The sequence below is a fragment of the Paenibacillus aceti genome, assembly GCF_003614185.1.
In the GTDB taxonomy this organism is placed as follows: Bacteria; Bacillota; Bacilli; order Paenibacillales; family Paenibacillaceae; genus Fontibacillus; species Fontibacillus aceti.
Genome location: NZ_KZ987724.1, coordinates 4,415,743 through 4,432,305, shown reverse-complemented (window position 1 = coordinate 4,432,305; position 16,563 = coordinate 4,415,743). Strand labels below are relative to the sequence as shown.

Genomic DNA, 16,563 nt, shown 5'->3' with positions numbered 1-16,563 from the left:
AGGTTATAGCTCTATTATACCACTTATGCGGCTTAGCTTGTCTTTCCGTCAAGCTGCAGAGGCACCATCACTCTATGCCGGCCTTCGAACGTAGCTAATTCACGGACCCCAAGCTTATTCAATGTGCTGCGAGCAGCATCGAGATTCTCAGCCAATTTCTGCGGATCATGGGCGTCAGAGCCGATCGTGAACGGAATGCCTTGTAGCACAGCCGCCGTCAGTATCCGCTCGCTAGGGAACATCTCCGCGCATGGCTTCGTCAGTCCCGAAGCATTCAGCTCCATCGCAATCCCTGATTCAACCACCGCCGCCAATACTTGAAGCTCCAATTCGATGATTTGCTCCTGCCACTGCTGCTCTGGCCTGTAATTGAACCGTTTAATTACATCCAGATGGCCCATAATATCATAGAATCCGGTTCTGGCTGCCTTCTCCACAGCATCATAGTATCTCTGATATACCTGGAAAATATCCTGGCCCTCCCACTGATGAACCTGACGGAAATCCGACACATCCCATTCCCCGAGAAAATGCACCGATCCGATCACATAATCCCACGGATAATCCTTGATGATCTGCTCTATCTCCCTCTCCCAGCCTTCAATATAATCAGCTTCAAGCCCGACCCGGACAGAAATAGCCGAGGCATACTTCTGCTTCAATCGGAATGCTTCCTCCACGTATCGAGGCAATTCCTCCTGCGGCATAGCCATCTCTGGATAGTAAGTTGAGGGATCTACATGCACCAGGGGCATATGATCGGACAGACCAATCTGAGACAGGCCGATGTCAATACCGCGCTGAATATACTCTTCCAGCGATCCGATGGCATGCCCACAGCGGGCGTGATGCGTATGATAATCTATTCGCATTTCAGACCGACCTCCATCCGTTAATCACGGCGCGGCCGCTCATGCCGGCGCTCCAGCTCAACCATAATATCGTCCAGCGGCAGATTTCTCTCCCGCAGCAGTACAAGTAAATGATAGATCAGGTCGCTGACTTCATATCTTAACTCGTCGTTATCCTGATTTTTGGCGGCGATAATGGATTCGGCCGTCTCTTCGCCTACCTTTTTCAGAATTTTATCAAGGCCTTTATCGAATAAGTAAGTGGTGTACGCCCCCTCAGGGCGCTCTTCATAACGCTTGGCAATCAAGCTCTCCAGTTCAGCCAGCACCGCGAATCGGCTATCAGGATTAGGGTTGCTCTCAAATCCCAGCACCGAATCCGACGTTGCAGTTCTCATCGAATCTGCTGTAACTACCACCGGATCAGCTAAAACCTGCTCTTCCACAGAAGCGGCCAACCGATAGAAGCAAGTCTCCTCCCCAGTATGACAGGCTGGACCTTGCGGATGAACCAGCATCAATAGCGTATCCCCATCACAATCATAGCTCAGGGAAATAATTTGCTGCGTATTACCGGAAGTAGCCCCCTTATTCCACAACTCGGCGCGAGAACGGCTCCAGAACCAGGTCTGCCCCGTCTCCACCGACTTCAACAGTGATTCTTCATTCATATAGGCGAGCATCAGCACCTTCTTCGTGACCACATCCTGGACAATTGCAGGAACGAGGCCATCGGCATCCCACTTTACCCGCTGCTTCAACACCTCGAACGGAAGCGACAATTCCAGCTGCTGTTTTACCGTCATCGTATTTCCACCCCTCTGGCCCTCAGATCTGCCTTAAGCTCGGGCACTGCAATTTCTTTATAATGAAAAATCGTCGCCGCCAGCGCAGCATCCGCCTGCCCTTCCGTGAACACGTCGTAAAAATCACTCATCTTCCCCGCCCCGCCAGAGGCGATCACCGGGATACGAATCTGACTGCTAACCGCCTTAGTTAGTGCTAAATCGAATCCATCCTTAGTGCCGTCAGCATCCATACTCGTCAGCAGAATCTCGCCAGCTCCCCTCGCTTCCGCCTCCTGGACCCAGGCGACCGCCCGGATTCCCGTGGGCTTGCGGCCTCCATGCGTGAATACCTCCCAATCGCCCCACTCGGCATTGTACTTCGCATCCACAGCTACTACAATGCATTGCGATCCAAACCTTCTCGCTCCGTCGGAGATCAGGTCGGGATTCGTTATAGCGGCGGTGTTAATAGCGATTTTATCGGCTCCTGCCCGTAGTATCCGCTTCATATCATCCACCTGCGATATCCCGCCGCCCACCGTAAAAGGAATGGCGATCTCCCCCGCTGTCTGCCGCACCACCTCAACCATCGTAGCCCGGCCCTCATGGGAAGCAGAAATATCGAGAAATACGAGCTCATCAGCTCCCTCGCGATCATAGAGAGCAGCCAGCTCCACCGGATCACCGGCATCGCGAAGATTCACGAAGTTAACTCCCTTCACCACCCGTCCATCCTTCACATCCAGACAAGGTATTATGCGCTTCGCCAGCATGCCCGTCGCCTTCCTCTCCCTATAAAAATATAGTTCACACCAAGTCATTATTGAACCGCTGATACCACCTGAATCGCTGCTGTTAAGTCAATATTCCCTGTGTACAACGCCTTGCCTACAATCGCTCCGCCAATCCCCTGACCTGCATAAGCGGCCAGCTTCAACAGATCATCCTGTACGGTCACTCCGCCCGAAGCGATCACAGTTCGTCTGGACACCTCCGCCAATCGGCGGATCGCCTCCACATTCGGCCCCTGCATCATCCCATCCCGGGATATATCCGTAAAAATAAAGGTCTCCGCCCCCTTGGACGCCAGCTCCTTGGCCAGTTCCTCCGCCTTGACCTCCGATGTCTCCATCCAACCCCGCGTAGCAACCCTTCCGTTCCGGGCATCGATCCCGATCGCTACCTTATCTCCATAAGTACCTAGCACTGCTTCGGTGAACGCCCGATCCTCAATCGCTGCCGTTCCAATGATGACCCGGCTGACCCCGAGGGACAGCAGTCGCTCTACATCCTGAATGGAGCGCAGCCCGCCACCTACCTGAACCGGTACCTGCACCGTCCGCGCAATCTCTCCGATCAGCAAGTCATTCACAGGCTGACCCGCCTTGGCTCCATCCAAATCCACCAAGTGGATGAACTCCCCGCCCTGCAGCTCCCAAGATCTGGCCACTTCAAGCGGATTATCATTATATATCGTCTCCTGGCTGTAATCGCCCTGAACGAGACGCACGCATTTTCCATCCCGAATATCGATCGCCGGATATATTATGAATGATGACATGCCCTTCCCCCCGTACTCTCAAGAATTCTATCCATCCTTGCTTAGCTGGCCTGTCGCGCCTGACTCGACCAGAGTCAGGAAATTGCGCAATAATGCCAGGCCGAGCTCACTGCTCTTCTCGGGATGGAACTGCATCCCGAACACATTACCGCGACCTACCATCGCGGTAACTGGCTGGCCGTAATCGGTCACGGCCAGCAGATCCCCCTCCCGCTCTGACTGCACATGATAAGAATGGACGAAGTACACATGTCCTTCGTCAAGTCCTGCCAGGAGCGGGTGCTCCGGCTGCTTGAATTGCAGCCGGTTCCAGCCCATGTGCGGCACCTTCAGGCCGCCCTCTGGGCTGAAGCGCACGGCCCGGCCGGGCAACAGGCCCAGGCCCTCGTGCAGCCCATGCTCTTCACTCTCCGTGAAGAGCAGCTGCATGCCGAGGCAGATGCCGAGCAGCGGTGTCCCGCTGCCGGCCGCCTGCCTCAACACCCCATCGAGGCCGGAAGCCGCAAGCTGCTCCATCGCGTCGCCGAAGGCGCCGACTCCGGGCAGCAATATGCCGTCCGCCTCCAGAATCCCGGCCGCGTCACCGCTTACCGCGGCCTCATAGCCAAGCCTCTCGATCGCCTTGGCCACGCTATGCAAATTCCCCATACCGTAATCGACAATCGCGATCCGCATCACTAGAGGACTCCCTTCGTCGAAGGCACGCCGCTCACTCGCGGATCGATGCTTGTCGCCTCATCCAGCGCTCGACCCAGCGCCTTGAACACCGCCTCGATCATATGATGCGTGTTCTGTCCGTAATGCACGATGACATGCAGCGTAATCCGCGCTTCCAGCGCCAGCTTCCAGAGGAACTCATGCACAAGCTGTACATCGAAGCTGCCGACGCGATCCGAAGGATACTCCGCCCGATATTCGAAATGCGGCCGATTGCTCACATCGATCACCACTTGAGCCAGCGCTTCATCCATCGGCACGAACACACTGGCATATCGCTTGATGCCCCGCTTGTCTCCCAGCGCTTGATACAAGCATTGCCCCAGACAGATACCGATGTCCTCCACCGTATGGTGATCATCTATGTCGATATCCCCTTGCGCCTGAACCTCCAAGTCGAACTGTCCATGCTTCGTGAACAGATCGAGCATATGGTTCAGGAACGGTACATCCGTCTCTAACCGGGATTGGCCGCTGCCATCAATGGCGAAGCCCAGCTGAATCTGCGTCTCATGAGTGACTCGGCTGATAGCCCCTTGTCTTACCGCCACATTCTCGTTATTTGTCGTCATTGTATCCCCCCGCCTCTCCTTCTCATCGATGAATCTAAATCTAAGTCCTGGCCCGATGGAATTTAGTCCCCGCTCAGCCGGACTTCAATCGCCCGGGCATGGCCCTCCAGCCCTTCGCGGCGCGCCAGCTCTATAATCATCTCTCCGTTCGCCTGGAGAGCTTCCTTGCTATAGTAAATTACACTGGATTTCTTGATGAAATCATCCACATCGACCGGCGAAGAGAAACGAGCCGTCCCATTCGTCGGAATGATATGATTCGGACCGGCGAAATAGTCGCCCACCGGTTCAGAGCTATACGGGCCGAGGAAGATAGCGCCCGCATTCTCGATCTTCCCCAGATAGGCAAGCGGGTCTTGAACCACCAGCTCAAAATGCTCTGGTGCTAGCCGATTAATGGCGGCGATCCCTTCGTCGATAGAATCGACCAGAATAATCGCTCCATAATCAGCTATCGATCTCTCAGCAATATCCCGGCGCGGCAGCTCGGCCAATTGACGCTCTACCTCAGCTTGGCAAGCTGCGGCGAATTCCGCTGACGGCGTAACCAGCACGGCTGATGCCATCACATCATGCTCCGCCTGTGACAGCAGATCTGCGGCAATATATACCGGATCGGCGCTATCATCCGCCAGCACGGCAATCTCGCTCGGACCAGCGATACTATCGATATCCACGACACCGTATACCTGGCGCTTGGCCAGAGCTACATAAATATTGCCCGGGCCGCAGATTTTGTCTACGGGAGCCATCGAAGCCGTCCCATAGGCGAGCGCTGCGATCGCCTGCGCTCCGCCCACCCGATAAATCTCATTCACTCCCGCTTCGGCCGCGGCTACGAGAATATAAGGATCGATTCCTTGCTTGCCCGCGGTTGCAGGAGGGGTAACCATCACAATCTCCGGCACACCCGCTACTTGAGCAGGAATGACATTCATAAGTACGGAAGACGGATAAGCCGCAGTGCCCCCCGGTACATATACGCCAACCCGCTTCAGCGGGCGGATTATCTGACCTAGCAGGCTTCCGTCCGGCTGCAGATCCATCCAGGAATTCCTCTTCTGTCTGCTATGAAAAGCGCGAATATTGTCCGCTGCCGCCGATATCGCGGTTATGAACGAAGGCTCCACATGATCATAAGCCGCCTTGAGCTCAGCTTCCGTGACCCGGAGCGCCCCTGCATCCAGCTTCACATGGTCAAATTCCTCCGTATATCTGAGCAGCGCAGCGTCTCCCTCAAGCTTGACATCCGCTACAATTTGACGGACGGCTGCATTCTGCTCCTCCGAGCCATACTCGACCTCCCGCTTCATATCCATATCCTGTGCCTTAACGATCTTCATCCTGGGACCCTCCTCATCAATCCTGCTCCATCTCATTCCGTCATCTTCCAAGCCTAACTGCCTACTCCTTACCGATGACCGAGGCGAGGGTATCGCATAGCGCCTGAATCTCGGCATTCTTCATCCGATAGCTAACCCGGTTAGCCACCAGCCGGCTCGTAATCTCGAACAGGCTCTCCGTTTCAACCAGACCATTCTCCCTCAGCGTCTGCCCGGTCTCCACCATATCGACAATCCGATCGGCCAACCCGATGAGCGGTGCAAGCTCGATCGAACCGTTCAGCTTGATCACCTCTACCTGTTGGCCCTGCTCCCGAAAATATCGCGACGCCACATTCGGATATTTCGTCGCTACCCGCTGATGAATGCCAGGCTGCCAGTCCGGCAGCGCGATGACCGACATCCGGCAGCGCGCAATGCCGAGATCAAGCAGCTCGTAGACATCGCGATCCTCCTCCAGCAACACATCCTTGCCGACGATACCGATATCGGCTACGCCGTACTCGACATAAGTAGGCACATCGACCGGCTTCGCCAGAATAAACTCCATGCCGATCTCCGGCAGAGGGATGACCAGCTTGCGGGTCTCATCCACATCGTCCGGGATATCGATGCCGGCTTCCCTGAACAAGGCTGAAGCTTTTTTATAGATACGCCCCTTGGGCATGGCTACCTTAATCATCTCACTCATGGCGTTAAGCCTCCTCTCATCACTACAAGCTACCCGCTTCAGAAGCTTACCAAGTTAATGACTTCACCAAATGAAGGCCCCAGAGGACCTAGCTGATCTTGAGGACCTTGAGGATTCAGAGATCTCAGTCCGGGCCAAGCCTCCCATAGCTCCGAGCGCACAGATACAATCCGCATTCTGACGCTCCTTCCCTCGCTGCGCAGCCGCTCGGCTTCGATATATGCCTTCCTGCGGTTGGGCACATCATACTGCATCAATATAGGCAGCTCCTGCTGGAGCTTCAAACCATCGACCCCATCGAGAATCCGGTTCGTCTTGAGCGAGAATCCGGTCGCTGGAGCAGGGCGGCCAAATTGTTGCAGCAGCTTATCATAGCGCCCCCCCGCGCATACCGGGAAACCGATGTCCGACGCATACCCTTCGAAGATCATCCCGGTATAATATGAGAAATCTCCGATCATCGTCAGATCTATCATGACGTGTCTGGCCACATCAAAATCCTCCAGCGCATCCCAGACCGCATTCAGATGCTCGATCGAGCTCTGAACCAACTCGTTATCGCTTAACTCCATGGCCTGACGGCAAATTTCCTTGCCACCGCGCAGCTTGAGCACCCCCGCCAATTCCTCGCGTTGATCCGCAGACAGATCCAGCCTCACCAGCAGCTCCCGATAGCCCACGAAATCACGCCGGAGCAGCCGATCCTTCAGCTCCTGCTGCACCTCTTCGCGCCCCGGGACAGCCTCCTCCAGCAGACCATTCAGGAACCCGACATGGCCGAGCGCGATCTTGAAGGAGGATACTCCTGCCGCCTGCAAGGAAGCTACAGCAAGAGCCACAACCTCGGCATCCGCCTCCGCTGAAGGGTCACCGACCAGCTCCACCCCGGTTTGATAGAATTCCGCTTCCTTGCCTGCTTCCTCTTCCATTGAACGGAACACATTCGCGTGATAGGACAGGCGCAGCGGCAGAGGCTCCTCCTTCAATAGTGATGACACAACCCGAGCAATCGGTGTCGTCATATCCGAACGGAGAACCATCGTCGTCCCCCGGTTATTAAGCAATTTGAATAGCTTCTGATCTGATGTGGAACTAGCCATCCCCACCGTCTCATAATATTCCATCGTCGGGGTCATGATTTGACGGTACCCCCATCCCGCCATGCAATCCAGTACACGGCGCTCAATCTCCCGCAGTCTCGCGGCGGCAAACGGCAAATAATCACGCACACCCGCCGGTTTCTCGAAGCCCTTCGGTTTAGACAATACCTTCACCCCTCGTCGCTACATAAATGCAATCCAATCCGATTACTTCATAACATTAAAGCACTACCACGATAACAAAATAAAGAATTATGGCATATCTTATCATACCTCCATTTGAACCGTCAATGACTAATTCCAATAAATCCAGGAATGACCAATGCGAACATGGCAACAAAAATAGCCGACCGGTGCAATACCGATCGACTATACATTTTAACCATTCATCTTCACCGTGCGATCTTGGCTAGGGCCATGACTGCTTGGCGCTTTTTTCTTCTTTTTCAGAGAGTATGGCACATTGCCCAAGAATAACGACGCAAACGGAACCCGTCTGAAGCAGAATTGTGTAAAAATCCATGAAATCCCCAACGCGCACGCCGAACCGCCGATAATATATACGAAATACAGCGCGGAATCGCCCGGAATCGAATAATGATCTCTCAATCTGCGATAGAAGAGCAGGACAACCGGGTGAAAAAGATAGACGGCAAAGGACAGCTCTCCCAAGCGGGTAAGCGCCTTGTTCCAGAACGCCGAGCCTCTGCGCTGGATGAGGAAGGAAGCGCGCATCAGGACCAATGCAGACAGCAAAGTATGCGCATTCCATAACACCTCGAACCAAGTCGAATTTGGACTGCTCCATCCCTGGCGATATGAGAACCAGATTTGAACATGAGTGAAGGCGACGGCCAGCCAGCTGCCCCACAGCAATCCAGCCCATACCCGCTGCTTACCGGACATATCCTTCCAGTCGCTCTTAAACCAACCTTTGAGATGTCCGAAATAGATCGCGATCGCCGCTCCCATGAAATAATAAGCCATGTAGGAGGGCGCATAGCTACCCTTATTCGGAATATGCAGCTCGACCTTGTTCCAGAAATAGAAGCCCCATTGAATCGCCAAACCAAGAGGTATGATTAAGGCCAACATTACTCTGCTCTTGCGGAATGATTGGAACAGCCACAGCAGCAGCGGGAACAGCAGATAGAACTGAATGCTGATAAACACAAAATATAAATGCGTGTAGGATGTCCCCGTCAACAGCTTCATCCCAAGTTGCTGTAGTTCATACAGCTTGGAGTTGCTGGCTAATTCACCCCGCTGCCAAGCGACCAGTAGGAAGTAGCAGCATGAGACCAACACATAGGGGAGAATAATATATGTAAGACGCTTCTTATAGAAGTGGACGATCAGTTCTTTGTTCACAGGCCGATCATAATAGTTATAGAACAATACGAAACTACTCAAAAAGATAAAACACGGAGTACCGATCTTAAAAAAGATATTCATCCAATTATAGAAATAATAGATTGGTGAGTTCAAGGCTTGCTGTGCAGCCGCAAATGATGAAGAGTGGACTTGAATAACACAGAAGATCGCAATCGCCCGGAATAGATCGAGCTGCGGCAGTCTCTCCTTTTTGATACTTTGACTCACTGAATCAACTCCTAGTATATTTGATTTCCACTTTCCATGATACCTTATATAGGACTAGTTGGGGAGGTCGTTTGCAATATTACCTTATTCTTATAAAAAATAAGCAGCCGGGACCCCCACCAAAGAGTTGTCCCAACTGCTTATCTATCCCATCCATATATACGGTCTATTCCCGTTGTTCTTGGTTATTCATAGACTCCTTCCGGGCTCTTGCGCTTAATTTCACGCAACGGATTTCCGCCTACGAAGGCTCCCGGAGCTACATTCTTATGAACTACAGATCCGGCCGCGACAACCGCCCCGTCTCCGATCGTTACTCCCGGCAGAATCGTCGTATTGGCTCCGATCATCACTTCATCACCGATATGAACCTCTCCAAGCCGATACTCCCGAATCAAATACTCATGCGCCAGAATCGTCGTATTATAACCGATCACCGTATTTTGGCCGATCTTAATCATCTCAGGGAAGAAGACATCGACCATCACCATCAGGCCAAAGGCGGTATGCTCGCCCACTTTCATCCCGAGGATGCGGCGGTAAATCCAGTTTTTCATCGGCAATATAGGGCAATATCTGGAGATCTGTATGAAGATAAAGTTCTTAACGCCCTTCCACGGGCTAACCGTCCGATAGAGCTGCCATAGCGCATTCGGACCCTTCACCGGATAACGCTCTACTTTCCTCACTTATCTATTGGCTCCCATCCCGACAAGACCGTACAGATCGGTCATGTCCTTAAGGATATAATCAGGATTATATTTCTGCAGGAACTCGCTGCCTTTCAGCGACCAGGCTACGGCCGCGCTGCGGACGCCAGCCGCATGAGCCGACTTCAGATCCGCAGGACTATCGCCCACCATCAATGTGCTGTCCGGATCCGCCTTCAATTGGTTCACCGCTTTCAGGATCGGCTCCGCATGCGGTTTAGGATGCTTCACATCCTCCACCGTAATAATCACATCCATATAGGGTTTCAAACCGAATAGCTCCAGAGCACGCATCGCCGTGAGCCGAATCTTCGTCGTCACCACGCCGAGCTTGATCCCTCTCTGATGCAATTCGCGAATGACCTCCAGGACATGGGGAAACTCCCTGACCAATTCATCGTGATGTTCGTTGTTGAAGGAGCGGTATTCCTTGACCAGATGACTTACTTCCGCTTGACCTGAGAAAATCTGCAATTGTTCCTCCAGCGTCATACCCATGTAAGGAATGATCTGTTCACGAGTATAAGGCTTGTCCAGATGCTTCTCAATCACACGCAGAAAAGTGGTAATGATTAATTCATTCGTATCTACAATCGTCCCATCCAAATCAAATAACACTGTGCTTATCATGCAGTTTCGTTACTCCTTTTTGTCCTCCGTGCTATCCGGCTTCGGATGCGAATTTGCCTCTTCAGCCGAGATTGCCTTGTTATCTTGCTCCGAAGCTGCCTTCGCCTCTTGAGCAGGCATTGGTGCAGCTAAGCTATCCATTTCACTCGCCTTGGTCGATACAATCGGATCGAGATAACGCGGCAGATCCGGGATGGTCTTACGCCGAAGGATAATGAACAGAACCGCAACAACTACAATCAGAAGTGCCAGCAATTGCGATATACGTACATTCCCATAAGATGGGGCTAGATACCCCTGCTCGAACCCAAGCCAGACCATCGGCGACCATAGACCGTTAATGAATGATGCGAGCCAATCGGCTCCCTGGAAGGCCAGACTGTCTGTACGCAGCGCCTCAATGAAGAAGCGGCCGATGGAATACCAGATGAAGTAAGAACAGAACAGCTCACCAGCTCGTAAAGATTTCCGTCTACGCAGAATCAAGAGCAGGAACAGACCTATGAGGTTCCAGACGGATTCATATAAGAAGGTAGGGTGGCGGAACACCCCTTCGATATTCATTTGATTCACAATAAATGTAGGCAGATGCAAGTAATCTCTTAGAAAGGCTTCTGTAGTTTCGCCCCCATAGGCCTCCTGGTTCACGAAGTTCCCCCAGCGTCCGATGATCTGACCGATGAAAAGCGACGGCGCACTGATATCCGCGATCCTCCAGAAGTTATAGCCACGCTTACGCACTAAGATTACAGCGGATATAATGGCTCCGATGAGCGCTCCGTAGATCGCTATACCACCATTCCAAATTTTGAAGATATCCCAGAGGTTATCCTTATAATCATCCCATTTGAACGCGACAAAATAGATCCTCGCCCCGACAATCGCAGAAGGAACACCGAATAGAAGCAGATCCATGAAGAACTCCTGCGGGATTTTAAATCTTTTCCCTTCCCATATCGCTAAGAGCAGGCCTGCCAATGCACCTGAGCCTAGAATCAAACCATACCAATGCACTTGCAAAGCACCGATAGAGAATGCTATCGGGTTCAATACCAAGGTACCCATTATTCACGCTCCTAATCTAAATCATCTATATCTTCCGCGATCGTCTCTGTCAGCTTCGAAGTAAATTGCAGAGCCGCGTTATAGCCCATTCGCTTCAGACGGAAGTTCATCGCCGCCACTTCGATAATCACTGCCAGGTTACGTCCCGGACGAACAGGAATGGTCACCAGAGGTACGTCCGTATCGATAATGCGCGTCGTCTCCTCATCCAGCCCCAGCCGATCATACTGCTTCTCTTGCTGCCAAGCCTCGAGCTTCACGACGAGCGTAATCCTTTTATTGTTACGAATGGCGCCTGCGCCGAATAATGTCATTACATTAATAATGCCAACCCCACGGATTTCAAGCAAATGGCGAATCAATTCCGGCGCCGTTCCATGCAGCTGATTGTCTGAGGTTTGACGAATCTCCACCGCGTCATCCGCGATAAGACGATGTCCGCGCTTCACCAGCTCAAGCGCCGTCTCACTCTTACCGATTCCACTGCTACCCGTGATCAGCATCCCTACCCCATATACGTCAACCAATACGCCGTGAATCGTCGCAGTAGGAGCCAGCTTCTTCTCCAGGAAGCTCGTAATACGGCTGGACAGAATCGTCGTAGCCATGCTACTGCGCAATACCGGAAGGTTCTTCTCGGCGCTGATCTCGGTCAGCTCTTCGGGCACTTCCCAAGCTCTCGTTACGATAATGCAAGGGGTCTCCTCGCTGCTGCACAATAGCTGCATCCTCTCCCGACGCTCTTCCAGCGTCAATGTCTCATAGAAGGCCAACTCTGTCTTACCTAATATTTGTACACGCTCCGGCGGATGATACTCAAAATAACCGGCCATCTCCAGTCCCGGACGATATAAATCATCAACCGTGATTACACGTTTAAGCCCCTGCTCACCGGAGACGACCTCAAGTCCGAATTGGCCCACCAATTCTGATACTTTTACCTTTTTTGCCATGGTGTTCTTCCTTTCCTAACCAGCCATCCTGGCGCTCTAGTGTACCTGAATTTGTACAGGATGCGCTTTCCGATTATATTAATCTGTCAACAAAAACCATTTTATACCGCGCTAATGTATTCATCGTAAAGGAAAATGCCTCGTAAATCAATCACGGCTCTATCCCTAAACAAAAAACCGTCCCGAAGGACGGTTTTTTGAAGAGGAAATCCGCAGATTATCCAGTCATTAACGATTAGTTATTAGTTATAGAAAACGTTCAATTGAGTATCCGTGTCGAAGATATGAATTTTGTTCATATCGATCGCAAGTTTAACCTTGTCGCCTTCACGAGTGTTGGAACGACCGTCAACGCGAGCTATCAAGGACTCAGCTCCCACACCGTTCAAGTACAATTGCATTTCATGACCGAGGTTCTCTGTCAGATACACGTCTGCAGTGAAGGCAGTTTGTGGTGAAGCTTCCAGGAATACTGGCTCTTCATGGATGTCTTCTGGACGGATACCCAAGATTACTTCTTTACCGATATATCCTTTTTCCTTCAAGACCGTTGCTTTACCTTGAGGAACTACAACGTTAAGGTTAGCTGCTTTGAAGCGAACTTCCCCGCCTTCTTCAGCCAAAGTACCATTTACAAAGTTCATCGTAGGGGAACCGATAAATCCAGCTACGAAGATATTTTGCGGTTGGTTATACAGCTCTTCAGGAGAAGCAGCTTGTTGAATGATACCGTCTTGCATAACGACGATCCGGTCACCCATTGTCATAGCTTCGATTTGGTCATGTGTTACGTAGATACAAGTGGTTTCCAGACGTTTAACCAGCTTTGTAATTTCCGCACGCATTTGACCACGAAGTTTAGCGTCCAAGTTGGAGAGAGGTTCGTCCATGAGGAACACTTGAGGATCGCGGACGATAGCGCGGCCCAAGGCAACCCGTTGACGTTGACCACCGGACAGAGCCTTTGGTTTACGATCAAGCAGATGCTCGATGTCGAGAATCTTCGCAGCTTCGCGTACACGTTGATCGATTTCTTCTTTCTTTACTTTACGGAGTTTCAAACCAAATGCCATGTTCTGATACACGTTCATATGTGGATACAGAGCGTAGGATTGGAATACCATCGCAATGTCGCGATCTTTCGGAGCTACGTCATTCACAACGCGGTCGCCGATATATAATTTACCTTCCGTAATTTCCTCAAGACCCGCGATCATACGAAGAGTCGTAGATTTACCACAACCGGAAGGACCTACGAGTACGAGGAACTCCTTATCCGCGATGTCAAGGTTTACGTCGATAACGGTTGCTTTTTCAGCACCTGCATATTTCTTGTAAATGTGTTCTAAGCGTACGCCAGCCATTTGTTTTCCTCCTAAGTAATAGATAATTTATTTACTGTCTTTGGTTAAATGTAATCGTATACATCTTCTGTATATATAGTAACCTATAAGCCTACCTGACTACTATCCACAAACTGCACAAAATTTCTACGACCTTTTCGTAACTTTATACAATAGGATTCTCAGCTTGACCAGCACCGCGTCCTGAAAACTTCTCACATCAAGCCCTGTCTCCTGTTTGAACTTATCAATCCGGTATAGCAGAGTGTTGCGGTGAATGTACAATCGCTTCGCCGTCTCGCTGACATTACAGTCTAATTGAAAGAAGGTTTCCAGTGTAATCAACGTCTCTTCATCCTCCATTAGATGCGAGTCACCCCCGCTCTCCTGGATAAATTGCTGACGTCGATCCTCTGGTATATGATATATAAGCCGTTCAAGCTCCAAATCCCAAGGCAAGTAAATATGCTCAGCAACCTGAAATATCCGTCCCAGCAGCAGCGTCTCCAGCATAGAAATCGCCACAGGCACAAGCCGCTCATATCTCGTTAATTTGTCGCCTGCTGCAAGATGGAAACCGCCTCCGCCCCATTCATCGGCGATAAGCTCGTATAAGCCCTGTCCCAGAGCCGCCAGCATATCTCGCTCCGTCTCATTTCCTTCATTATTCTCATCCAAAGCATCCAGCAGCAGTTTCTCATTGACCAGAATAAGCCATGACTCCACAAGAGGAATAAGCACGACCTCTCCACCAAAATAACTGCGCAGCAGCTTGTTCAATTTAGAGAACTGAAGCTCATGAGCCTGGCGATCCTCCCGTCCGAGGAGAAATGGAAATAATGGCGCCTGTAATCTGGATCTCAGGGGCATATCCTCTGGAACAATACTCTGCGTGCTATTCGTATCGATCTGTTCCTGCAACCATCTCCCCAGTTCTATGCTCTTGGACTCTTCATCCCGCTTCCCGGAAGAAGGACGATGGGCCGTCTTCTCAAGCGACTCTGACAGTACCAGATCCATCAATTTCATTTCGCGTTCGGTGAACTGCCCCTGCTCAGCCACTAACCCATATACTTTGGAATCCGTCCTCCATAGCCAACGAGGTTGATCTTTTACCCGAATGATGCTTGCATTTACTGTAACATGATCGCGATCAAGCGATAAATTGGTCCAAGCCTGCTTATCCAGCTCCGATAAAGACAGGGGTGAACCGATAATCTCCTCCACCCGTCGCTTCAGCTCTTTCATATCCATCCTCAATTGCCTCTCTGACCTGTATGTTTTTTTTACTTAGATAATCCCATTGTATCACACAGACCTTATTGTAAAAAAATCGACTACGACGACGCACTCCACCTATTTCTGAACACAGCCCCTACTCTTGATATCTACGAAAAGCCTGCACATTTGCAGGAATTCCCTAAGAACGGATGATTTTCTGCTACAAAGCCTGCATTTCTGCAGTTTTGAGCTTGTACAAAAAGAACCCCTCCATCGTAGCTTTACACTACTTGGAAGGGTTCCTTGTTGGGATGAGCCATGAAGGACTCGAACCTTCGACACCCTGATTAAAAGTCAGGTGCTCTACCAACTGAGCTAATGGCTCATATAACTGGTGGAGGCTGATGGATTCGAACCACCGAACTCGTACGAGAACAGATTTACAGTCTGCTGCGTTTGGCCACTTCGCTAAGCCTCCATATATATGCCAGCTTCAGGCTTGTCCTGAAACTTGCAAAAGTGGCTCGGGACGGAATCGAACCGCCGACACGAGGATTTTCAGTCCTCTGCTCTACCGACTGAGCTACCGAGCCATATGTATTTTGGTCAAAAAAATAAAGCGGTTAAGTCTTGATAACTTTCCCACTTCGGTGTGGAAACATACGTTGTAATAAATGGCGGAGCCGACGGGATTCGAACCCGCGATCTCCTGCGTGACAGGCAGGCATGTTAGGCCTCTACACCACGGCTCCGCGCTATGAGATAAATGGTGCCGGCGAGAGGACTTGAACCCCCAACCTACTGATTACAAGTCAGTTGCTCTACCAATTGAGCTACACCGGCATATGATATTAAAATGGTGGAGGCTAACGGGATCGAACCGCTGACCCTCTGCTTGTAAGGCAGATGCTCTCCCAGCTGAGCTAAGCCTCCAGGTAATATGGTAGCGGCGGAGGGGATCGAACCCCCGACCTCACGGGTATGAACCGTACGCTCTAGCCAGCTGAGCTACGCCGCCATATTAATATTTATAGCTTGTATATAATGGCGGAGAGAGAGGGATTCGAACCCTCGCACCGCTTACGCAGTCTAACCCCTTAGCAGAGGGTCCCCTTATAGCCACTTGGGTATCTCTCCAAAGCCATAAATTCAAGGTGTTAATCCTTGAAAACTGGATACGAAACTACATTTGCATTTAGATGTTTTTTGGATAAGCCCTCGACCGATTAGTACCTGTCAGCTCCATACATTGCTGCACTTCCACCTCAGGCCTATCAACCTCGTCGTCTTCAAGGGGTCTTACTAGTTGGGAAATCTCATCTTGAGGGGGGCTTCACGCTTAGATGCTTTCAGCGCTTATCCCTTCCGCACTTAGCTACCCAGCTATGCTCCTGGCGGAACAACTGGTGCACCAGC

Annotated in this window: 16 protein-coding genes and 8 tRNA genes; all 24 read right to left on the bottom strand. The window is 51.3% G+C overall.

What is annotated here, in order from left to right; genetic code table 11:
• Nucleotides 1–32 precede the first annotated feature (32 nt).
• The 24 genes from hisJ to BFJ94_RS19885 all read right to left on the bottom strand — a co-directional run bounded on the left by hisJ (nt 33) and on the right by BFJ94_RS19885 (nt 16,284).
• The gene (hisJ, locus tag BFJ94_RS20000; RefSeq protein WP_120464218.1) at nt 33–872 is read right to left on the bottom strand and encodes a histidinol-phosphatase HisJ; all 840 of its coding nucleotides are present in this window, start codon (nt 870–872) and stop codon (nt 33–35) included.
• Nucleotides 873–892: 20 nt separating this feature from the next.
• Nucleotides 893–1,657 (bottom strand): bifunctional phosphoribosyl-AMP cyclohydrolase/phosphoribosyl-ATP diphosphatase HisIE, encoded by a 765-nt coding sequence (hisIE, locus tag BFJ94_RS19995; RefSeq protein ID WP_120464217.1) that lies wholly within the window; start codon nt 1,655–1,657, stop codon nt 893–895.
• Nucleotides 1,654–2,412: an imidazole glycerol phosphate synthase subunit HisF gene (gene hisF / locus BFJ94_RS19990; protein WP_120464216.1), complete on the bottom strand. Its 759-nt coding sequence runs from the start codon at nt 2,410–2,412 to the stop codon at nt 1,654–1,656. Before hisF ends, hisIE begins: the two co-directional genes overlap by 4 nt.
• Before the next feature lie 47 nt (nt 2,413–2,459).
• Complete coding sequence (gene hisA / locus BFJ94_RS19985) at nt 2,460–3,200, bottom strand: 1-(5-phosphoribosyl)-5-[(5-phosphoribosylamino)methylideneamino]imidazole-4-carboxamide isomerase (RefSeq protein ID WP_120464215.1); 741 nt, start codon at nt 3,198–3,200, stop codon at nt 2,460–2,462.
• Between the two features lie 27 nt (nt 3,201–3,227).
• Nucleotides 3,228–3,875 (bottom strand): imidazole glycerol phosphate synthase subunit HisH, encoded by a 648-nt coding sequence (gene hisH, locus BFJ94_RS19980; protein WP_120464214.1) that lies wholly within the window; start codon nt 3,873–3,875, stop codon nt 3,228–3,230.
• Between the two features lie 2 nt (nt 3,876–3,877).
• Nucleotides 3,878–4,489, bottom strand: a complete 612-nt coding sequence (gene hisB / locus BFJ94_RS19975) for an imidazoleglycerol-phosphate dehydratase HisB (protein WP_120464213.1) — start codon at nt 4,487–4,489, stop codon at nt 3,878–3,880.
• 62 nt (nt 4,490–4,551) lie between these two features.
• A complete protein-coding gene (gene hisD, locus BFJ94_RS19970; protein ID WP_120464212.1) occupies nt 4,552–5,832 on the bottom strand; it encodes a histidinol dehydrogenase in 1,281 nt (426 codons plus the stop codon).
• 61 nt (nt 5,833–5,893) lie between these two features.
• Nucleotides 5,894–6,523: an ATP phosphoribosyltransferase gene (gene hisG, locus BFJ94_RS19965; protein WP_120464211.1), complete on the bottom strand. Its 630-nt coding sequence runs from the start codon at nt 6,521–6,523 to the stop codon at nt 5,894–5,896.
• A gap of 38 nt (nt 6,524–6,561) precedes the next feature.
• A complete protein-coding gene (locus tag BFJ94_RS19960; RefSeq protein ID WP_120464210.1) occupies nt 6,562–7,788 on the bottom strand; it encodes an ATP phosphoribosyltransferase regulatory subunit in 1,227 nt (408 codons plus the stop codon).
• A gap of 213 nt (nt 7,789–8,001) precedes the next feature.
• Nucleotides 8,002–9,225, bottom strand: a complete 1,224-nt coding sequence (locus BFJ94_RS19955) for an acyltransferase (protein ID WP_162944346.1) — start codon at nt 9,223–9,225, stop codon at nt 8,002–8,004.
• A 185-nt stretch (nt 9,226–9,410) separates the two neighbouring features.
• Nucleotides 9,411–9,914 (bottom strand): acyltransferase, encoded by a 504-nt coding sequence (locus BFJ94_RS19950; RefSeq protein ID WP_120464209.1) that lies wholly within the window; start codon nt 9,912–9,914, stop codon nt 9,411–9,413.
• A complete protein-coding gene (gene ppaX / locus BFJ94_RS19945; protein WP_120464208.1) occupies nt 9,915–10,565 on the bottom strand; it encodes a pyrophosphatase PpaX in 651 nt (216 codons plus the stop codon).
• A gap of 9 nt (nt 10,566–10,574) precedes the next feature.
• Nucleotides 10,575–11,630: a prolipoprotein diacylglyceryl transferase gene (lgt, locus tag BFJ94_RS19940; protein WP_120464207.1), complete on the bottom strand. Its 1,056-nt coding sequence runs from the start codon at nt 11,628–11,630 to the stop codon at nt 10,575–10,577.
• 11 nt (nt 11,631–11,641) lie between these two features.
• Nucleotides 11,642–12,583 carry an HPr(Ser) kinase/phosphatase gene (gene hprK, locus BFJ94_RS19935; protein ID WP_120464206.1) on the bottom strand — a complete coding sequence of 314 codons (942 nt, stop codon included), beginning with the start codon at nt 12,581–12,583 and terminating at the stop codon, nt 11,642–11,644.
• Nucleotides 12,584–12,825: 242 nt separating this feature from the next.
• A complete protein-coding gene (locus tag BFJ94_RS19930) occupies nt 12,826–13,947 on the bottom strand; it encodes an ABC transporter ATP-binding protein (protein WP_120464205.1) in 1,122 nt (373 codons plus the stop codon).
• 126 nt (nt 13,948–14,073) lie between these two features.
• Nucleotides 14,074–15,180: a PucR family transcriptional regulator gene (locus BFJ94_RS19925; RefSeq protein ID WP_120464204.1), complete on the bottom strand. Its 1,107-nt coding sequence runs from the start codon at nt 15,178–15,180 to the stop codon at nt 14,074–14,076.
• 279 nt (nt 15,181–15,459) lie between these two features.
• A tRNA-Lys gene (locus tag BFJ94_RS19920) sits at nt 15,460–15,532 on the bottom strand.
• A gap of 7 nt (nt 15,533–15,539) precedes the next feature.
• A tRNA-Tyr gene (locus tag BFJ94_RS19915) sits at nt 15,540–15,625 on the bottom strand.
• Between the two features lie 42 nt (nt 15,626–15,667).
• Nucleotides 15,668–15,740 (bottom strand) — tRNA-Phe (locus BFJ94_RS19910).
• An 82-nt stretch (nt 15,741–15,822) separates the two neighbouring features.
• Nucleotides 15,823–15,899: transfer RNA gene (locus BFJ94_RS19905), tRNA-Asp, on the bottom strand.
• Nucleotides 15,900–15,914: 15 nt separating this feature from the next.
• Nucleotides 15,915–15,990 (bottom strand) — tRNA-Thr (locus tag BFJ94_RS19900).
• 14 nt (nt 15,991–16,004) lie between these two features.
• Nucleotides 16,005–16,080: transfer RNA gene (locus BFJ94_RS19895), tRNA-Val, on the bottom strand.
• An 8-nt stretch (nt 16,081–16,088) separates the two neighbouring features.
• A tRNA-Met gene (locus tag BFJ94_RS19890) sits at nt 16,089–16,165 on the bottom strand.
• 27 nt (nt 16,166–16,192) lie between these two features.
• Nucleotides 16,193–16,284, bottom strand: a tRNA-Ser gene (locus tag BFJ94_RS19885).
• Nucleotides 16,285–16,563 lie beyond the last annotated feature (279 nt).